This is a genomic window from Streptomyces koelreuteriae (assembly GCF_018604545.1).
GTDB lineage: Bacteria > Actinomycetota > Actinomycetes > Streptomycetales > Streptomycetaceae > Streptomyces > Streptomyces koelreuteriae.
The window spans coordinates 3919939-3934509 of the sequence record NZ_CP075896.1; the positions used below are offsets into that span (position 1 = coordinate 3919939).

At 73.8% G+C, this 14571-nt stretch carries 15 protein-coding genes; 4 read left to right on the forward strand and 11 right to left on the reverse strand.

Annotation, left to right across the window (positions count from 1 at the left end):
* Position 1 precedes the first annotated feature (1 nt).
* A complete protein-coding gene (locus tag KJK29_RS17550; RefSeq protein ID WP_215120101.1) occupies positions 2-754 on the reverse strand; it encodes an anti-sigma factor in 753 nt (250 codons plus the stop codon).
* Positions 751-1335: a sigma-70 family RNA polymerase sigma factor gene (locus KJK29_RS17555; protein ID WP_215120102.1), complete on the reverse strand. Its 585-nt coding sequence runs from the start codon at positions 1333-1335 to the stop codon at positions 751-753. The genes KJK29_RS17550 and KJK29_RS17555 overlap by 4 nt, the downstream gene beginning before the upstream one ends.
* Before the next feature lie 223 nt (positions 1336-1558).
* Here KJK29_RS17555 and KJK29_RS17560 point away from each other — a divergent pair, with 223 nt between their 5' ends.
* Positions 1559-2227, forward strand: coding sequence for an alpha/beta hydrolase (locus KJK29_RS17560; RefSeq protein ID WP_215120103.1), 669 nt, complete (start codon positions 1559-1561; stop codon positions 2225-2227).
* 128 nt (positions 2228-2355) lie between these two features.
* Complete coding sequence (locus KJK29_RS17565; protein WP_215120104.1) at positions 2356-4497, forward strand: ATP-binding protein; 2142 nt, start codon at positions 2356-2358, stop codon at positions 4495-4497.
* Positions 4498-4522: 25 nt separating this feature from the next.
* On the opposite strand, the gene KJK29_RS17570 is transcribed toward KJK29_RS17565, so the two are convergent.
* Positions 4523-5974, reverse strand: coding sequence for an MFS transporter (locus tag KJK29_RS17570; RefSeq protein WP_251058109.1), 1452 nt, complete (start codon positions 5972-5974; stop codon positions 4523-4525).
* Positions 5975-6038: 64 nt separating this feature from the next.
* Here KJK29_RS17570 and KJK29_RS17575 point away from each other — a divergent pair, with 64 nt between their 5' ends.
* On the forward strand, positions 6039-8012 hold the full coding sequence (locus KJK29_RS17575) for a protein-arginine deiminase domain-containing protein (protein WP_251057846.1): 1974 nt from the start codon (positions 6039-6041) through the stop codon (positions 8010-8012).
* Between the two features lie 8 nt (positions 8013-8020).
* Here KJK29_RS17575 and KJK29_RS17580 read toward each other — a convergent pair whose 3' ends face one another.
* Positions 8021-8869, reverse strand: a complete 849-nt coding sequence (locus tag KJK29_RS17580) for an aldo/keto reductase (protein ID WP_215120106.1) — start codon at positions 8867-8869, stop codon at positions 8021-8023.
* Between the two features lie 298 nt (positions 8870-9167).
* Between KJK29_RS17580 and KJK29_RS17585 the strand changes: the two genes are divergently transcribed.
* Positions 9168-10094: a helix-turn-helix transcriptional regulator gene (locus KJK29_RS17585; RefSeq protein WP_215120107.1), complete on the forward strand. Its 927-nt coding sequence runs from the start codon at positions 9168-9170 to the stop codon at positions 10092-10094.
* Positions 10095-10118: 24 nt separating this feature from the next.
* Here KJK29_RS17585 and KJK29_RS17590 read toward each other — a convergent pair whose 3' ends face one another.
* The 7 genes from KJK29_RS17590 to KJK29_RS17620 all read right to left on the reverse strand — a co-directional run bounded on the left by KJK29_RS17590 (position 10119) and on the right by KJK29_RS17620 (position 14517).
* Positions 10119-10349: a hypothetical protein gene (locus KJK29_RS17590; protein ID WP_215120108.1), complete on the reverse strand. Its 231-nt coding sequence runs from the start codon at positions 10347-10349 to the stop codon at positions 10119-10121.
* A gap of 5 nt (positions 10350-10354) precedes the next feature.
* Positions 10355-10924 (reverse strand): DUF5994 family protein, encoded by a 570-nt coding sequence (locus KJK29_RS17595; RefSeq protein WP_215120109.1) that lies wholly within the window; start codon positions 10922-10924, stop codon positions 10355-10357.
* A 149-nt stretch (positions 10925-11073) separates the two neighbouring features.
* Positions 11074-11541 (reverse strand): DUF5994 family protein, encoded by a 468-nt coding sequence (locus KJK29_RS17600; protein ID WP_215120110.1) that lies wholly within the window; start codon positions 11539-11541, stop codon positions 11074-11076.
* A 23-nt stretch (positions 11542-11564) separates the two neighbouring features.
* Positions 11565-11963, reverse strand: coding sequence for a DUF5994 family protein (locus KJK29_RS17605; RefSeq protein WP_215120111.1), 399 nt, complete (start codon positions 11961-11963; stop codon positions 11565-11567).
* A 451-nt stretch (positions 11964-12414) separates the two neighbouring features.
* On the reverse strand, positions 12415-13092 hold the full coding sequence (locus KJK29_RS17610; protein ID WP_215120112.1) for a hypothetical protein: 678 nt from the start codon (positions 13090-13092) through the stop codon (positions 12415-12417).
* Positions 13093-13259: 167 nt separating this feature from the next.
* Complete coding sequence (locus KJK29_RS17615; protein ID WP_215120113.1) at positions 13260-13775, reverse strand: SRPBCC family protein; 516 nt, start codon at positions 13773-13775, stop codon at positions 13260-13262.
* Positions 13776-13821: 46 nt separating this feature from the next.
* Positions 13822-14517: a type 1 glutamine amidotransferase domain-containing protein gene (locus tag KJK29_RS17620; RefSeq protein WP_215120114.1), complete on the reverse strand. Its 696-nt coding sequence runs from the start codon at positions 14515-14517 to the stop codon at positions 13822-13824.
* Between the last annotated feature and the right edge of the window lie 54 nt (positions 14518-14571).

Below are 14571 nucleotides of genomic sequence, written 5' to 3' on the forward strand. Positions count from 1 at the left end.
CTCAGGCGGGGAAGGCCATCGCGGCCACCGGGGCCGAGGTCGGCTGCTCGGACCCGCCCGCCGGCTCGACGGTGATCCCCATGCCCGACGCCCCGTCCACGGCACCCCGCATCAGGACGGCCTGGTCGGCGCGGCCGGGGTCCATGAGCCCGGCGGAGCGCATGGTGCCGCCGTCGTCGAACCACAGCTGGTAGACCTTGCCGCGCGGCGGCTCCGCCATCCCGGAGACGACGAACACGGCCCGGTCCCGGCCCTCGGAGACGACGACGGTGCCGGTGGCCCCGTCGGCCAGCTTCGCGGTGCTGGTCCTGGCGTCCGGTGCCGCGAGCACGGCGGCGATCCGGTCCGTGGCCTGTTCGGCCTGCCGGGCCTGGTCGAAGGCGTCCTCGGCACGCTGGTGCTGCCACACCGCCGTACCGCCGAGCGCGGTGGCCGCCGCGAGGCACGCCGCCAGGGCCCAGCGCGAGAGCGGGCGCCCCCAGGAGGCCGTACGGCCTCGGCGGGGCGAGGGCGGCTCGCCGGGCGGGTCCTGGCGGACGGCGGTGATCCGGCGCAGCACCTGCTCGCGCAGCACCGGGCGGGGCGTCAGCGAGGCGGCGAGCCCCAGGCGGGCGGCGACGGCCGTCAGTTCGGCGGTCTCCTCGGCGCACGGCTCGCAGGCCGCGAGATGCCGCCGGAAGGCCCGCCGCTCCTCGTCGGACAGGGCGTGCAGGGCGTAGGCGCCGGTCAGGGTGTGCAGGTCGGCGGTGGTCACGCGGTCACCCCCAGGCAGTCGCGGAGCCGGATGAGTCCGTCGCGCAGGCGGGTCTTGACGGTGCCCAGGGGAAGCGTCAGCGCTTCCGCCACCTGCCGGTAGGTCAGCCCCCGGTAGTAGGCGAGGGTGACGGCCTGGCGCTGGATCTCGGTCAGCGTGCGCAGACAGCGCCGCACCTGCTCCCGCTCCAGCCGCGCCTCGACCTGCTCGGTCACCTCGTCGTACTCGGGCGTGCGGTCCAGCAGGGCGGCCTTGTGGTCGCGGGCCGCGGCGGCCTCGACCGAGCGCACCCGGTCGACGGCCCGGCGGTGCGCGAGGGTGAGGATCCAGTTGATCGCCGTACCGCGGTCGGAGCGGTAGCGGGGGGCGGTGCGCCACACCTCCACCAGGACCTCCTGGGCCACCTCCTCCGACTGCGCCTGGTCGCGCAGGACGGCGCGCACGACGCCGAGGACCGGGCTCGCCACGAGGTCGTACACCGAGGCGAACGCGTCCTCGTCGCCCAGGGCGACGAGGCCCACCAGTTCTTGCAGATCCGGCTCGGCGGACGGGTTCGCGCCGATGTGCACGGCTTCTTTCACGGGGGTCCTCCGTGGTCGGGACGTCTCCGGACGTAATCCGGTCCCCGGAGGGCGGCGGATTGGTCTGGCTCCCATGGAAAACGCAGGTGGGGCCGAACGGTATGGGCACGGGGCGGGGAATCGGGGACGATGACGTGCCCCCCGGCCCACCAATCCGTCCGCCGGGCCGGCTACGGATGACCCGTGAAGGGAATCCCCGGAAGGGGACACGTGAGGAGCGCGGATGACGGTGCACGAACGGGAGGACACCCCCAGGGCGTCCGGGGCGCCCGGGGCGCTGGTGGCGCGCCGGGTTCCCGGGGCGCCGCGTGCCGCCGTGCTGTTCCTGCACGGCGGCCGGTCCGAGGGCCGGGCCCCGTCGCGGCCCTGGCATCTGGCGGCCCTGCGGATGAGGCCCTTCGTGTGGGCCGTCGCGTCGGCGCTGCCGGACGACGAGGTCTTCCTGGGCGAGGTGCGCTATCGCGTGCGCGGCTGGAACGGCGGGGCCGGCGACGAGGGAGACGCCCTGCGGGACGTCCGGCGGGCCCTCGACGAGCTCGCCCGCCGGGCCGGTGACGTCCCGGTGGTTCTCGTGGGTCACTCGATGGGGGGTCGCGCGGCCCTGCGCGCGGCGGGCTCCCCGCAGGTCCGGGCGGTGCTGGCGCTGGCGCCCTGGTGCCCGGACGGCGAGCCGGTGACCCAGCTCCGGGACAAGGACGTCGTCGTGCTGCACGGGGACCGCGACCGTGTCACCGAGCCGGGCGCGTCGGTGGCGTTCGTGGCCCGGGCCCGCGCGGCCGGGGCCCGGGCGGACGTACGCCTCGTGCCGGGCGGCGACCACGCGATGCTCCGGGGCGAGACGAACTGGCACCGCCTCGCGGCCTCGACTGCGGTGGGGATGCTGCCGGCGTGACGGGGGGCTTCACGGCCTGGTGGGTGGCTTCCCCAGCCTGACGGGGCGCTTCACGGCCTGGCAGGGCGCTTCACCCCGAAGGGTGAACGGGCCCCGGGGCGGGGCCGTGTGGCGGCGACACTGCCAGGGTGCTGAGCGATCTTCCCGACATCCCCGACGAGTTCATCGGCCGCGGGGCCGAACTGGACCGCCTCGCCGACGCGTTGGAACGCCGCCGTCGCCTGGTCACCCTCACCGGGGTGGGCGGGGTGGGGAAGAGCCGGCTGGCCCTGCACGCCGCGCACGCGGTCCGGGGCGACCGGCGCCGCGAGGTGATCTGGGCGGCGCTGTGGCCGCTGCGGGACGACCGTCTGCTGACCGCGACGGTCGCGGACGCCGCCGGCTTCGCCGACCACACGGCGGGCATGCCGCTGGACGCGCTCTGCGTCTGGCTCGGGGACAAGGACGCCGTCCTCGTGCTCGACTCCTGCGAGCACCTGCTGAGTTCGTGCCGGCACCTGGTCGCGCATCTGCTGATGACCTGCCCCTCGCTGACCGTGCTGGCGACCAGCCGGGCACCGCTGGAGGTACCCGGCGAACTCCTCGTCACCGTCGGGCCGCTGCCCGCCGCGACCGACGGCACCACGCTGCTCCGCCGCCGCGCGGCCGCCGCCGGAGCACCGCTGACGGACCCGGCCGACCTCGAGACGGCAGGCAGGCTGTGCGCGTGGCTGGAGGGCATCCCGCTGGCGCTGGAACTGGTCGCGGGCCATCTGGGGCAGCGCACCATCACCATCGCCGAGGTCGAGCGCACACTGCGTTCGCGCTTGGCTCTGAACGCCGTGGGTCTGGATGCCACGGGCCGGGTCTCCGAGGGGCGGGGCGCCGGGGGCCGGGGCGCCGGGGGCCGGGGCGCCGAGGACCGGATCGCCGAAGGCCGAGGCACCGACGGCCGGGTCGTCGGGCCCGCGCGGCACCTGACGATGCGTACCACCATCGGATGGAGTCACGAACTGTGCGTGCCCGTGGAGCGGTTGTTGTGGGCGCGGCTGTCCGTGTTTCGCGGCGTGGTGGGCCACGAGGCGGTGCGTGCCGTGTGCGGCGGCGGACCGCTCGACGGGGCCGGTCTGGAGGCGGCGCTGTCGGGTCTGGTCGCGAAGTCCGTGCTGTCGCTCGGGGCGGAGGGCTACCGGATGCTGGACACCGTGCGCGAGTACGGGCGCATGTGGCTGGACGAGGCCGGTGCGACGCCGGAGATCGCCGACCGCCACGCCGAGCACTTCCTGCGGCTCGCCCGGGACGCGCACGACGACTGGCCCGGGCCGCGGCAGGCGTCCCGGTACCGGGAGATCGGCCGCGTCCACGCCGATCTGTGCGCCGCCCTCGACCATCTCCTCGCCACGCGCCCCGGGGCCGCCCTGGACTTGAGCGGGCTGGTCGCCTTCTTCTGGAGCTGCTGCGGGCATCTCCGCGAGGCAGCGCACTATGTGGAAGCCGCCCTGCGTGCGGCCCGGGAGCCCGGCACCGCCCGGATCCGCGCCCGGTGGGCCCTGGGCGTGGCGCACGTCCTGCGGGGCGAGTACGAGGCGGCGGGCGGCCTGGTGGCGGCGGGCCGTGCGGAGGCGGCGGGCCGCCAGGACGTCGAGGGCCTGCTGCGGATCTCCTATCTGGAGGGCCTGATCCACCTGCTGCGCGGCCGGCCGCTGACCGCCCGCTGGCTGGTCGACGGGGTGCTGGACCTCGCGCAGGGACCGGCGTTCGCCTCGCAGGGCCGGATCATGTGCCGGCTGGTCCGGATCTTCGCCCTGACGGCGGAGGGGCGGCTGGAGCACTCCCGCCGTGAGGCCGAGGAGCTGTACGCGCAGTGCGTGGCGCACGGCGAGTGGTGGACCCGCTCGTACGCCGCCTATCAACTGGCCCTGATCTCCGTGTTCGAGGGCCGCACGGAGGAGGCGGCGGCGCACACGAGGAGCATGCTGGAGGGCAAGCGGCGTCTCGGGGACAGCTTCGGCGTCGCCCTCGGCCTCGATCTGCTGGCCTCGGTGCTGGCCGCCCAGGGCGCGGCCGAGTCGGCCGTCACGGCGCTCGGGGCCGGCGAGGCGTACTGGAGTGCCGTCGGCCATCCCCAGCGGGGCACTCCGGAGATGCGGCATGTGCGCGACCGCGGCGAGCTGACCGCCCGGCGCCTCCTCGGCGACAGCGGCTACGACGAGGTGCTGCGCCGGGCGGCACTGCGCGACCCCGAGTCCGTCCTGCGGGATCTCCTGGACGGCTCGGGCCGGAGCCGGTGAGAGACCCGGCGTCCGGCGGGCCGGCTCACTCTCCCCGCTGCCCGTGCCCTCCGAAGCCGTGGATCAGCGCCACCGCCAGCGCGCTGATCAGCAGCAGCACGCTCATGTACAGGACCACCGGCCAGGGCTCTCCCCCGGCCGCCTCCAGCAGCGCGGCCGCGATGAGGGGTGCGGTGCCGCCCGCCAGCGCCGCCGCGACCTCGCGGCTGAGGGCGACTCCGCTGAACCGGGTCCTGGTCGTGAACAGGTCCGCCAGGAAACCCGCCTGGGCGCCGAGCTGGGCCCCCAGCAGCAGCCCGCTCAGGCCGAACGCGAACGACACGTACCCGGCCTCCCCGGTGTCCAGCAGCCAGAAGAAGGGAAACGCGAACGCCGCCGCGGCCACCATGGCCCAGCCGAGCACGACCCGGCGGCCGAGCACGTCACCCAGCGCCCCCGCCACCGGTGTCACCGCCGCGCTGCACGCGAAGTAGATCAGCGCCCCGACGAGGGTGACCGTACGGGAGACCTTGAGCTGCTCGGTGAGATAGGCGAGCGCGAACACCACCGGGATGTAGGCGGCGACGTTCGGCCCGATGCTGCTGACCACCCCGAGGAAGAGGGTCCGCGGAGCGCCGCGGGCCAGCTCCACCGCAGGCGCACGCGCGACTCCCCGCTCCCGCTTGACCTGCTCGAACATCGGGCTCTCGGCCACACTGACGCGGATGTAGAAGCCGGTCGCCGTGACGAGGAGGGTGACCAGGAAGGGGATGCGCCAGCCCCAGTCGAGGAAGTCGTCCGGGGGCAGGGCCGCCACGGCGGCGACGGCCCCGGCCGAGAGCAGCGCGCCGACCGCCGCACCCGCCGGGGGGATCGCGGCGTACCGCCCGCGACGCTCCGGCGTGGCGAACTCGGCCAGGGTGAGGGAGGCGCCCGCGTACTCGGCGCCCGCGCCGAACCCCTGGATCATCCGCAGCACCACGAGCAGCGCGGGCGCCCACGCCCCGGCGGTCTCGTACGTCGGCAGCGCGCCCATCAGCGCACTGGCCAGGCCGACCGTGACCAGCGTGATCACCAGCATCCGTCTGCGGCCCAGCCGGTCCCCGTAGTGCCCGATGACCAGCGCGCCGAGCGGCCGGACGGCGAACCCGACGGCGAACGTGGCGAAGGAGGCCAGGGTCGCCGCGACCGGGTCGCCGGGCGGGAAGAACAGCCGGTTCAGGACGAGCGCGCTCATGGTGCTGAAGAGGATGAAGCCGTACCACTCCAGCGCGGTGCCGATGGTCGTCGCCAGCACCACGCGCGTCAGCATGGACGGTCGTTCACCGGCCATACGCCGCATATACCGCATCCGGCCACTCTCGTCGAGGGTCTCCGCCCGCCCGCCGAACCTCGCCGGTGCCGGGAGCGCGGACCCGTCGTACGGACGCAGCGCCCGCCCCGGCCGTCCGAACACGCTCTCCGGCGGGAGCGGGCCGAGCGCCAACCGCCCCTTCACAAGCAACGCACAGGCCTTCTTCCGCCTCTTGCACAGCGCCACCCCCAATCGAGAGGACCGCGCTGTGCGTTCACGTACTCCCATACGTCCACGTCTGATTCCGGCCGGGTCGCTGGTTCTGGCCCTCGCCGCGGCCGGGTCCGTGCTGGCCGGGCCGGCCGGCTCCGCGTTCGCCGCCGAGACGGCCGGCCGGGCCGATCTGCGCGCCGATGTGAACCGCGACGGGCGGGTCGATGTCACCGGCGGCAGCGACAAGACCGGTGAGGACACCTGGTCGGTCGGGCGCGGGGCCGTCTACCTGCCCAACATCGACGACGACACCAAGCGGTGTCCCGTCACGGGGCCGGGCGGCAGACCCCTGTCCGACGCCAAGCTGGCCGCGTGCAACGACGGCACCGACACCAAGGTCAACGGCGCCGCGGACGCCGCCGACCTCGCCCGGGTCCGTTCCGTGCCCCTGCCCGGCCTGGCCTCGAACGCCAAGGGCAGCCTGAAGCTCACCACGGGCGGCAAGCACGCCCATCTGTTCCTCAAGCGGGACGGCAAGTGGGTCCTGGTGACGCCGGCGACCCGGCTGACCGCCGCCGAACTGCGTTCCGGGGTGGAGTTCGGCGTCGAGGGCACCGACATCGTCCGGGACGCCGCGAAGTGGGACGGCCGTGCGGTGGTCCGGCTGACGGTGACCGCCGGGCAGAAGACCACCTCCGACGCCGTGACCCTGCGCGTCGCACCGCTGCTGACCCACCATCATCTGCAGAACACCCAGCAGGTGATGGTGACCGAGGTCCAGGGCCAGGGCGAGTACAGCCGCCTCCAGCAGAAGTTCGTCGCCGAACTCGGCAAGGAGGTCAAGAAGGCCGGGGTCACCACGCCGCTGGTCAAGTTCACGAAGTACGCCGACCCCTGGGCGCAGGACTTCGTCGAACCGGCCTACGTCAACATGAGCGGTCCTGGCGGGCAGCCGCAGGTGATGCGTGTGATGCTGCGCTCTGCCCAGCCGGACCGGGACGCGGGCCGCGAGCTGTTCGAGAAGGTCCGCGGCCGGGACATCGGCGTCGTGCAGGTGAAGGACCCGGCGGAGCCCGACGACTGGTCGCTCAACTCCTTCGGCAACCTGGAGACCATCCCGCCCTACGCGCACGGCGGGCGCTCCTTCCCGGCCGGGCGCATCATCATGGGCGAGCGCAAGGACAGCGGGGCACGTCCGTCGAAGGTGATGCGGACGATGCTCAAGTCGCAGGGCATGCAGGACCCGCTGCTGCTGGACACCTCCTGGCTGGGCGTCGGGCACGTCGACGAGTTCGTGCAGTTCCTGCCCGCCGACACCCCCCGCGGCTGGCGCATCGGCGTCGCCGACCCGCAGTCGGGGCTGCGGCTGCTGCGGGACGCCAAGCGCGACGGGCACGGCGCGACGAAGATGTTCTCCGTCCCGGGCCGCAGCGACAGCCCCGCGCCCAAGGAGACCATCAACCAGGCGCTCGCCTCCCGGCACCTGGTGTCCGACAACGAGATGGCGGCCCGGCGCATCGCGGCCAACCTGGAGATCCTCAAGCGGGAGACGGGTGTCACCGACGAGGAGATCGTGCGGGTGCCCGCGCTGTACACCCGTGAATCGGAGGCCTTCTCCGCCGAGGGCCAGGACGTTCCCGTGCCGCGGCTGACGCGCATGGGCGCCGCGTCCGACCTCGTGGACAGCCTCCGGGACCGGGGCCAGCAGAAGTGGCTCGCCGAGAACCCGGCGGCCCCGCGTGCGGCGGCCGCCCCGGCGACGGTGCAGACCAGCGCGTACGTGCCCGGCGCGGTCAACGGCGTGCTCCTCGGCCGCGACCGCTACCTCGCCCCGCGCCAGTGGGGGCCCGTCATCGCCGGCAAGGACATCTTCACGGAGGCCGTCAACGCCGTCTACACGAAGGTCGGCATGAAGGTGTCGTACATCGACGACTGGTACACGTACCACCTCGGCATGGGTGAGGTGCACTGCGGCACCAACACCCTGCGCGAGGCGTCGGGCGCGTGGTGGCGGCAGCCGGTGCGGTAGCGGGTGAGTCAGTCCTCGACGCGGACCCGTCCGAGCCTGCCGACCATGGCGGGGTCGCGGTGGTCGAAGAACAGGGACGTGCCCGCGTCGAGGGCCGCGATACCGGCCATCTCCTCCTCGGTGAGGGTGAAGTCGAAGACGTCGAGGTTCTCCGCCATGCGCTCCGGGCGGACGGACTTGGGGATGACGACGACGTCGCGCTGGATGAGCCAGCGCAGCACGACCTGGGCGACGGACCTGTCGTGGGCCTCGGCGACGGAGGTCAGGGCGGCGTGCGTGAAGAGGTTGTTCCTGCCCTCGGCGAAGGGGCCCCAGGACTCGATCTGGACGCCGTGCTCGCGCATGAACCGCTGGTCGGCGGTGCGCTGGTGGAAGGGGTGGGTCTCGATCTGGTTGACGGCGGGGGCGATGTCGTTGTTGTCGATCAGGTCGATGAGCCGGTCCGGGAAGAAGTTGGACACGCCGATGGCGCGCACGCGGCCCTCCCGGTGGAGGTCCTGCAGGGCGCGCCACTCGCTGTAGACGTCGCCGTAGGGCTGGTGGATCAGGTAGAGGTCCAGGTGGTCCAGGCCGAGCCTGCGCAGCGAGGCGTCGAACGCGCGCTTGGTGTTGTCCTCGCCCGGGTCCTGGACCCACAGCTTGGTCGTGACGAAGAGTTCCTCGCGCGGGACACCGCTGGCCTTGATCGCCCGGCCGACGGCCTCCTCGTTGCGGTAGGCGGCGGCGGTGTCGAGGGAGCGGTAGCCGGCGGCCAGGGCGTCGGCGACGGCCCGCTCGGTCTGCTCGGGCGGAATCTGGTAGACGCCGAATCCGAGGATCGGCATCTCGACGCCGTTGTTGAGGGTGACGTGGTGCATGGGGGGGGTCCTTTCAGACGTTCGCGGCGATCACGAGGCGCTCGGCGGGTACCCGCTCCAGCAGCAGCGCCGTCATCGACGTCACGGCCAGCGCACCACCGGAGCCGACGGGCACCATCGGCCACACCGGACAGGGCAGCCACACACACCCGCCGAACACAGGCGAGCGCCGTCGGTCGGCTGCGGATGTCGAGCCTCGCGTGTTTTCGGTCCTGGTGGCAGGGCGGGCTGTTCAGGGGGTATGGCAGGGCCCCCCACGGCTCCGCCGGGCAGGGCGGGGCGGTGTGACACTGGCCGTATGGCATCCGAGCAGAGCAGCGGTGGGGGTGGGGGTGGGGGTGGGACGGAGCTGGGGCAATTTCTGCGGGCGCGGCGTACTCAGACCCTTCCCGAGCAGGTCGGTCTCACCGTGGGTCCCGGGCTGCGCCGTACGCCCGGCCTGCGCCGTGAGGAGCTGGCGACGCTCGCCGGGATGAGCATCGACTACTACGTCCGTCTGGAACGCGGCAAGGAGACCCGCCCCAGCCCCGCCGTGCTCGACGCCCTCGCCCGGGCGCTGCGCCTGGACGACGCCGAGCACCAGCACCTGCGCGAACTCGCGGCCCGGGCCGCCCGGTACGCCCCCGAGCCCTCGCCGCCGCCCAGCCGGACCGTGCGTCCGCATCTGAAGCTGATCCTGGAGACGCTCCGCCCGAGCCCGGCGTACGTGATCAGCCGGAGCATGGACCTGCTCGCCTGGAACCCCGGCGGACTCGCCCTGTACGCGGGTATCGCCGACTGGCCCGCGGGGCAGCGCAATCTCGCCCGGTATCTCTTCCTGCACCCCGATGCCCGCGGTCTGTTCCCCGACTGGGACGAGCAGGTCCGCGGCTGTGTGGCCCGGCTCCGCAGTCTGGCGGGCACCGCCCCGGACGCGCCCGACCTCACCCGGCTGGTGGGGGAACTCGTCGTCAAGAGCCCGGACTTCGCCGGGCTGTGGGAGCGCTACGACGTCATCGGGCGCAAGAAGCTCCAGAAGACCTTCCACCACCCCGAGGTCGGCGTCCTCACCCTCGCCGGCCAGAGCATGCAGCTCGAAGGCACCCCCGGCCAGCGCCTCGGCGTCTACACCGCCGACCCCGGCACCCCCGACCACGACGCCATGCTCCTCCTCGACCTGACCGCCCCCGAAACGGCCGGGGCTCCGGAGACGAAGGCCGGGCGGCAGCGGCGTACGGGGCCCTGACGGGCCCGGCGAACTGATCGACGGTCAGCCGTGCTTCGCCTGCCCACGCTCATGGTCGCGGTCGCGGTGCCTGAGGCGGAGTCGCCCGTGCGCCTTGCGCCGGGCCGACGGAGCCGGTCCCTGGACCGGGATCCCGGAGCGGCCGTAGTGGACGGCGGCCATGCGGTCGCCGTGCTGGGAGTTCAGCAGGCGGATGAGGAGGACCCCGATCACGATCATCCCCAGGATCGCGGCCACGGTCACGAAGGTCTCCACTGTCCTCACCTTCCCGTCGGGACGGGGCGAATCGCTGCCGGGTCGCGGGCCGCGTGCCCGCCTTCGGAGTCCCAGACCGCCTCCACGGCCCGGTCGGCGTCGCGCAGGGTCCGCAGCCGCGCCGCCGCCTCCTCCAGCAGCCGGCTCGCGCCCAGCACGCCGCGTGGGTCGCTCGCGGCGGCCATCAGCCAGGCGGCCGACTCGGGAGTGGACTGCGGTGGGACGACCAGGAGGTTCCAGCGGCCCAGGTGGTAGGAGAGCAGCAGCAGTTCGTGCGGGTCCTGCTCCTCCAGGAACCAGCCCACGTTCACCACGTGCCCGGCGACGGGCACCTTGCGGGGAACGACCGGCCACTGGGTGGGATTCACGGTGACCCGGGTGATCCGCCCCCACAGCGGATCCAGTACGGCGGCCAGGGCCGGGAGTTCCGCCGCGAGATCGCGGGAGCGAGGCCACCAGGCGCCGTCCAGCAGGGCCGGGGCGGAGCCGACGGGTGCCAGCGACAGACGCGGAGGGGCCGGGGAGAACCGGTCTTCGGCTTCGGTCGTCGGCGGGTGGGAGATGGTCGCAGTCATGACGCGGACCTGCCCCGGGCCGGTCGGGACCGGCCCGCGTATTGAATCGCCGAAAACGACACGGGCCTGGCAGCCGGTGTTCGAAATGTCCTCGGTCGTTTCAGCGTACTCCGCGAACAGGCCCGACGGACCGTGCGCGGAGCCAGGGCCTATGCGCTGCCGGTGTCGAGGAGGATCCGTTCGGCCCGTGTCACGCTGCCGGCGCGGACGGCTTCGGACATGGCCGCGCGCGCGGCGTCGGGCGTCGCGTGCGGCGGGACCACGAGGAGGGAGAAGAGATCCTGCTCGCCCCGGGTGATGAGGACGGTGTCGTCACCCGCCGCGAAGGAGTCGATGTGGACGACACGGCCGTCGATGGTCATCCGCGTCGGCAGCCCTTCCCAGGCACCGGCGTCCAGACCGACCCGCAGCACGGGCCCGAGGGACTCGGTCAGCGCGGCGATCAGGCCGGGCAGTTCGGCGGCGATGTCACGGGAGCGCGGCCACCACGCCCCGTCGAGCACGCCCTGCCGGTCGTGCGTCGTCTCCAGCCGTACGACAGCCGTCCCGGGCCGGACGGCCCGGTGGACGGCGTCCGGCAGGAGCCTTGTCACGCGCGGGGCGGAGGAGTCGGCCATCGCACTCGCCTGCTTCCCTGTCGTCACTCCTGATCGCTCGCGGCGGCCGCCATCAGCGGTTCCGCCGCCGCCTCGGTCGTGTCCGGGGGCACCACCATCAGGTCCCAGCGTCCCCGGCCGGGGGCGAGCAGGACGGCGGTGTGCGGGGCGGACGCGGCGAGGGCCCGGTGCAGTCGTACGACCTCGTTGAAGACGAGCGTGCGGCCGGGCACCTCGGGCCACATCGCCCCGTTGACGGTGACGCTGGTGATCTGGCCCCACGCGCGGGGCAGCCCCGCGAGCAGCGACGGGAGCTCCGCGAGCAGGTCGTACGAACGGGGCCACCACGCCCCGTCGATGGGCCGGGGCATGCCGCTGCGGGGTGCGAGGCGCATCCGCAGGACGGGCCGGGAGGGGATCTGGGGTTGCAGTGCGGTGGTCATGATGAGCTCCTGCCAACTGCCGTAAGAGAGCGAATGGTCGAGGTCAGGCGCGCCGGGCCGCGACCCGCTCGGCCGTGCCGGGGGCCGGTGAGGTCGGCGTGGTGGAGGTCGGCAAGGAGGTCGGCGGCGTCCGGTCGTCGCGGAACAGCCGGCCGACGTGTGCGTGCGGCAGCCCGCGCAGGCGGGTGCCGTGGCGGTACGGGGACGTCGCCCTGGAAGCTCATCGTGGGCGTGGCCGGAACGGACGGCATGCGGGGCTCCTCGGCCTGGATGCGGATGGCGCGGCCGGGGTCACGGGCTGCCCCAGTGAGAACGGGTGACGTGCTCGGGGAGGAAGGTGCTCGGGTGGGACTCGCCGGAGACGAGGCGACGGTCCGGGGCCGGTCGATTCCGGCATGCGGAAATGCTTGTAGTGTCCACCGTACTCCGGCCGTGTAACAACCAGGACCATTCAGGTCCCGAGGACCAGGACGCGGAACGGACCCGGCGGCGTGGTGCCCGGGGTGTCGCCGTCGAGGCACCGCCACCCCCAGGACCGGAGCGCCTCGACGGTGATGGCGTCGGAGCGGCTCACCAGCGTGACGCCGATGGTGGCGCCGTGGTCGGTGAGCAGCCGCCTCTGGAGGCGCCGGGCGAGGTTCCAGGCGCGGTCCTGGTTCTGCCGGCGCACCCAGGGCTGGACGAGGATCTCGCAGACCACGAAGAGGCGCCCGGAGCCCGCGAACCGGAGCAGGCTTCCCGGGAGGTATCCGTCGAAGCCCTCCCACCAGGGCCCGTCGCCGCGCACGGGGAAGCCGTAGGCGCAGCCGGTCAGGGCGGTGGTCTCGGCGATCAGCAGCGAGAACCCCGGTCGTCTCGCGTCGGCCGTCAGCCGGCGCAGGAACGCGCCCCGGGCCTCGTTCCAGGCCCATGGGCCGCCGCCGGAGGTGTCCGCGTACAGATCGCCCAGCTCCCCCAGCCGGTCCGCGACCTGACACCGGGGCAGCTCACGGATCCGGGCGCCCTCGCGGGGCGAGGAGCCGCGCTCCGGCCTCGGCCGGGGCTGCCTGCGCGTGCCGTGCCGGTCCGGGACGGCACGGCGCCCGGGAGGCTCTGCGGTCGTCGGCGCGACCGGAACGTGCACCGTCATGAGGCAAGCCCTGCTCCGGGCACGGAAGGACCCGACCCGGGGTCGTCGGTCGCCGAGGGCGGCACCGGTGTCGGGGCCGGTGCGCGAAGGGCTCTCGGTACCCCCACGGTACTCCCGGCCGCGCACCCGGCCTCCGGGTGCGCGGCCGGGAGGCCCGGGGTGTGCGGCTACCTGGACGCGGCGGCGACGAGGCCGTCCAGCCAGGCCTGGTGGCCGTTGAGCATCGGGTTGGGCCGCTCGGCCGCCAGGGCGGCGGCGGGCCGGCCGATCTGGGTCTCCTGGGTCAGGATCCGCACCCGGCCGCCCGGCAGGTCCTCCACCAGCCAGGCGTGCAGCACGTCGAGCCGCTCCTCGGGCGTACCGTCCTGCTTCGCCGTCCAGGACAGCCGGCCGGGGACGCCCTCGGCCGGGGCCTGGAACTGGACGACACGGGCGTCCAGCGGCGGGAAGCCGAACGTGCCGAAGCGGAACGCGAGGCCGTCCTTCAGCCCGGGGCCGCCCCCGTCCGGGAAGGAGATGTCCGCGACGTTGTCGTAGTAGCCCTCCCAGGTCGAGGTGTCGGTGAGGAAGGGCCAGACGTCGGCGGCCGTGATGCCCTGGACGATCACCTCGTTGGAGACGAAGTTGTCGCCGGTGCCGGGCAGGTACTTCTGCGGCCAGTCGATCGCGTGCTGCGTGGTCATGGTGCGGGGTGTCCTTCTGGTGAGCGCGCTGCTCGTCAGCGCGTGGTCAGGGGAGCTTCTTGAGCAGTTCGGCGGCGAGCGGGGCGGAGGAGGCCGGGTTCTGGCCGGTGACGACATTGCGGTCGACCCGGACGTGCGGCGCCCACGGCTCCCCGGTCTCGACCGTCAGACCGGCCTCGGTCAGCCGGTCCTCCAGCAGCCACTTCGCCTGGTCGGCGCTGCCGGCGAGCCGCTCCTCGGTGTTGGTGAAGGCGGTGATCCGGTAGCCCGCGTAGGCGTTGCTGCCGTCCTCCTTCACCGCCGCCAGCAGCGCGGCCGGGCCGTGGCAGACCACACCGACCGGCAGCCCGGACCCCACCGCCCGGGCGAGGAGAGCGCCGGAGTCGGTGTCGACGGCCAGGTCCTCCATCGGGCCGTGGCCGCCGGGGACGTACACCGCGTCGAAGTCGTCGAGGCGTACGTCGGTCAGCGCCAGCGGGGTGCGGAACTCCGGGGCGCCCTCCAGCACGGCCTTGATCTTCGCGGCGTTCTCCGCGCCGCCCGCGGCCTCGGGGGCCAGGCTGCCCGGGTCGACCGGCGGGACGACGCCGCCCGGGGTGGCCACGGTGATCTCGTGACCGGCGGCCCTGAACGCCTCGTAGGGGGCGACCGCCTCTTCGGCCCAGAAGCCGGTGGGGTGCTTGCTGCCGTCGGCCAGCGTCCAGTGGTCGGCGCCGGTCATCAGGAAAAGGATCTTCGCCATGAGGTGCTCCTACGGGTGGTGACGGGGTGGTGGGTCCGCATGGTCCGGCCGCGT

What these genes read in the sequence shown, in the direction of transcription:
- KJK29_RS17560 (WP_215120103.1), top strand. Translation starts at nt 1,559, where the DNA reads ATGACGGTGCACGAACGGGAGGACACCCCCAGGGCGTCCGGGGCGCCC.
- KJK29_RS17580 (WP_215120106.1), bottom strand. Translation starts at nt 8,869, where the DNA reads ATGCACCACGTCACCCTCAACAACGGCGTCGAGATGCCGATCCTCGGA.
- KJK29_RS17585 (WP_215120107.1), top strand. Translation starts at nt 9,168, where the DNA reads ATGGCATCCGAGCAGAGCAGCGGTGGGGGTGGGGGTGGGGGTGGGACG.
- KJK29_RS17595 (WP_215120109.1), bottom strand. Translation starts at nt 10,924, where the DNA reads ATGACTGCGACCATCTCCCACCCGCCGACGACCGAAGCCGAAGACCGG.
- KJK29_RS17600 (WP_215120110.1), bottom strand. Translation starts at nt 11,541, where the DNA reads ATGGCCGACTCCTCCGCCCCGCGCGTGACAAGGCTCCTGCCGGACGCC.
- KJK29_RS17605 (WP_215120111.1), bottom strand. Translation starts at nt 11,963, where the DNA reads ATGACCACCGCACTGCAACCCCAGATCCCCTCCCGGCCCGTCCTGCGG.
- KJK29_RS17610 (WP_215120112.1), bottom strand. Translation starts at nt 13,092, where the DNA reads ATGACGGTGCACGTTCCGGTCGCGCCGACGACCGCAGAGCCTCCCGGG.
- KJK29_RS17615 (WP_215120113.1), bottom strand. Translation starts at nt 13,775, where the DNA reads ATGACCACGCAGCACGCGATCGACTGGCCGCAGAAGTACCTGCCCGGC.
- KJK29_RS17620 (WP_215120114.1), bottom strand. Translation starts at nt 14,517, where the DNA reads ATGGCGAAGATCCTTTTCCTGATGACCGGCGCCGACCACTGGACGCTG.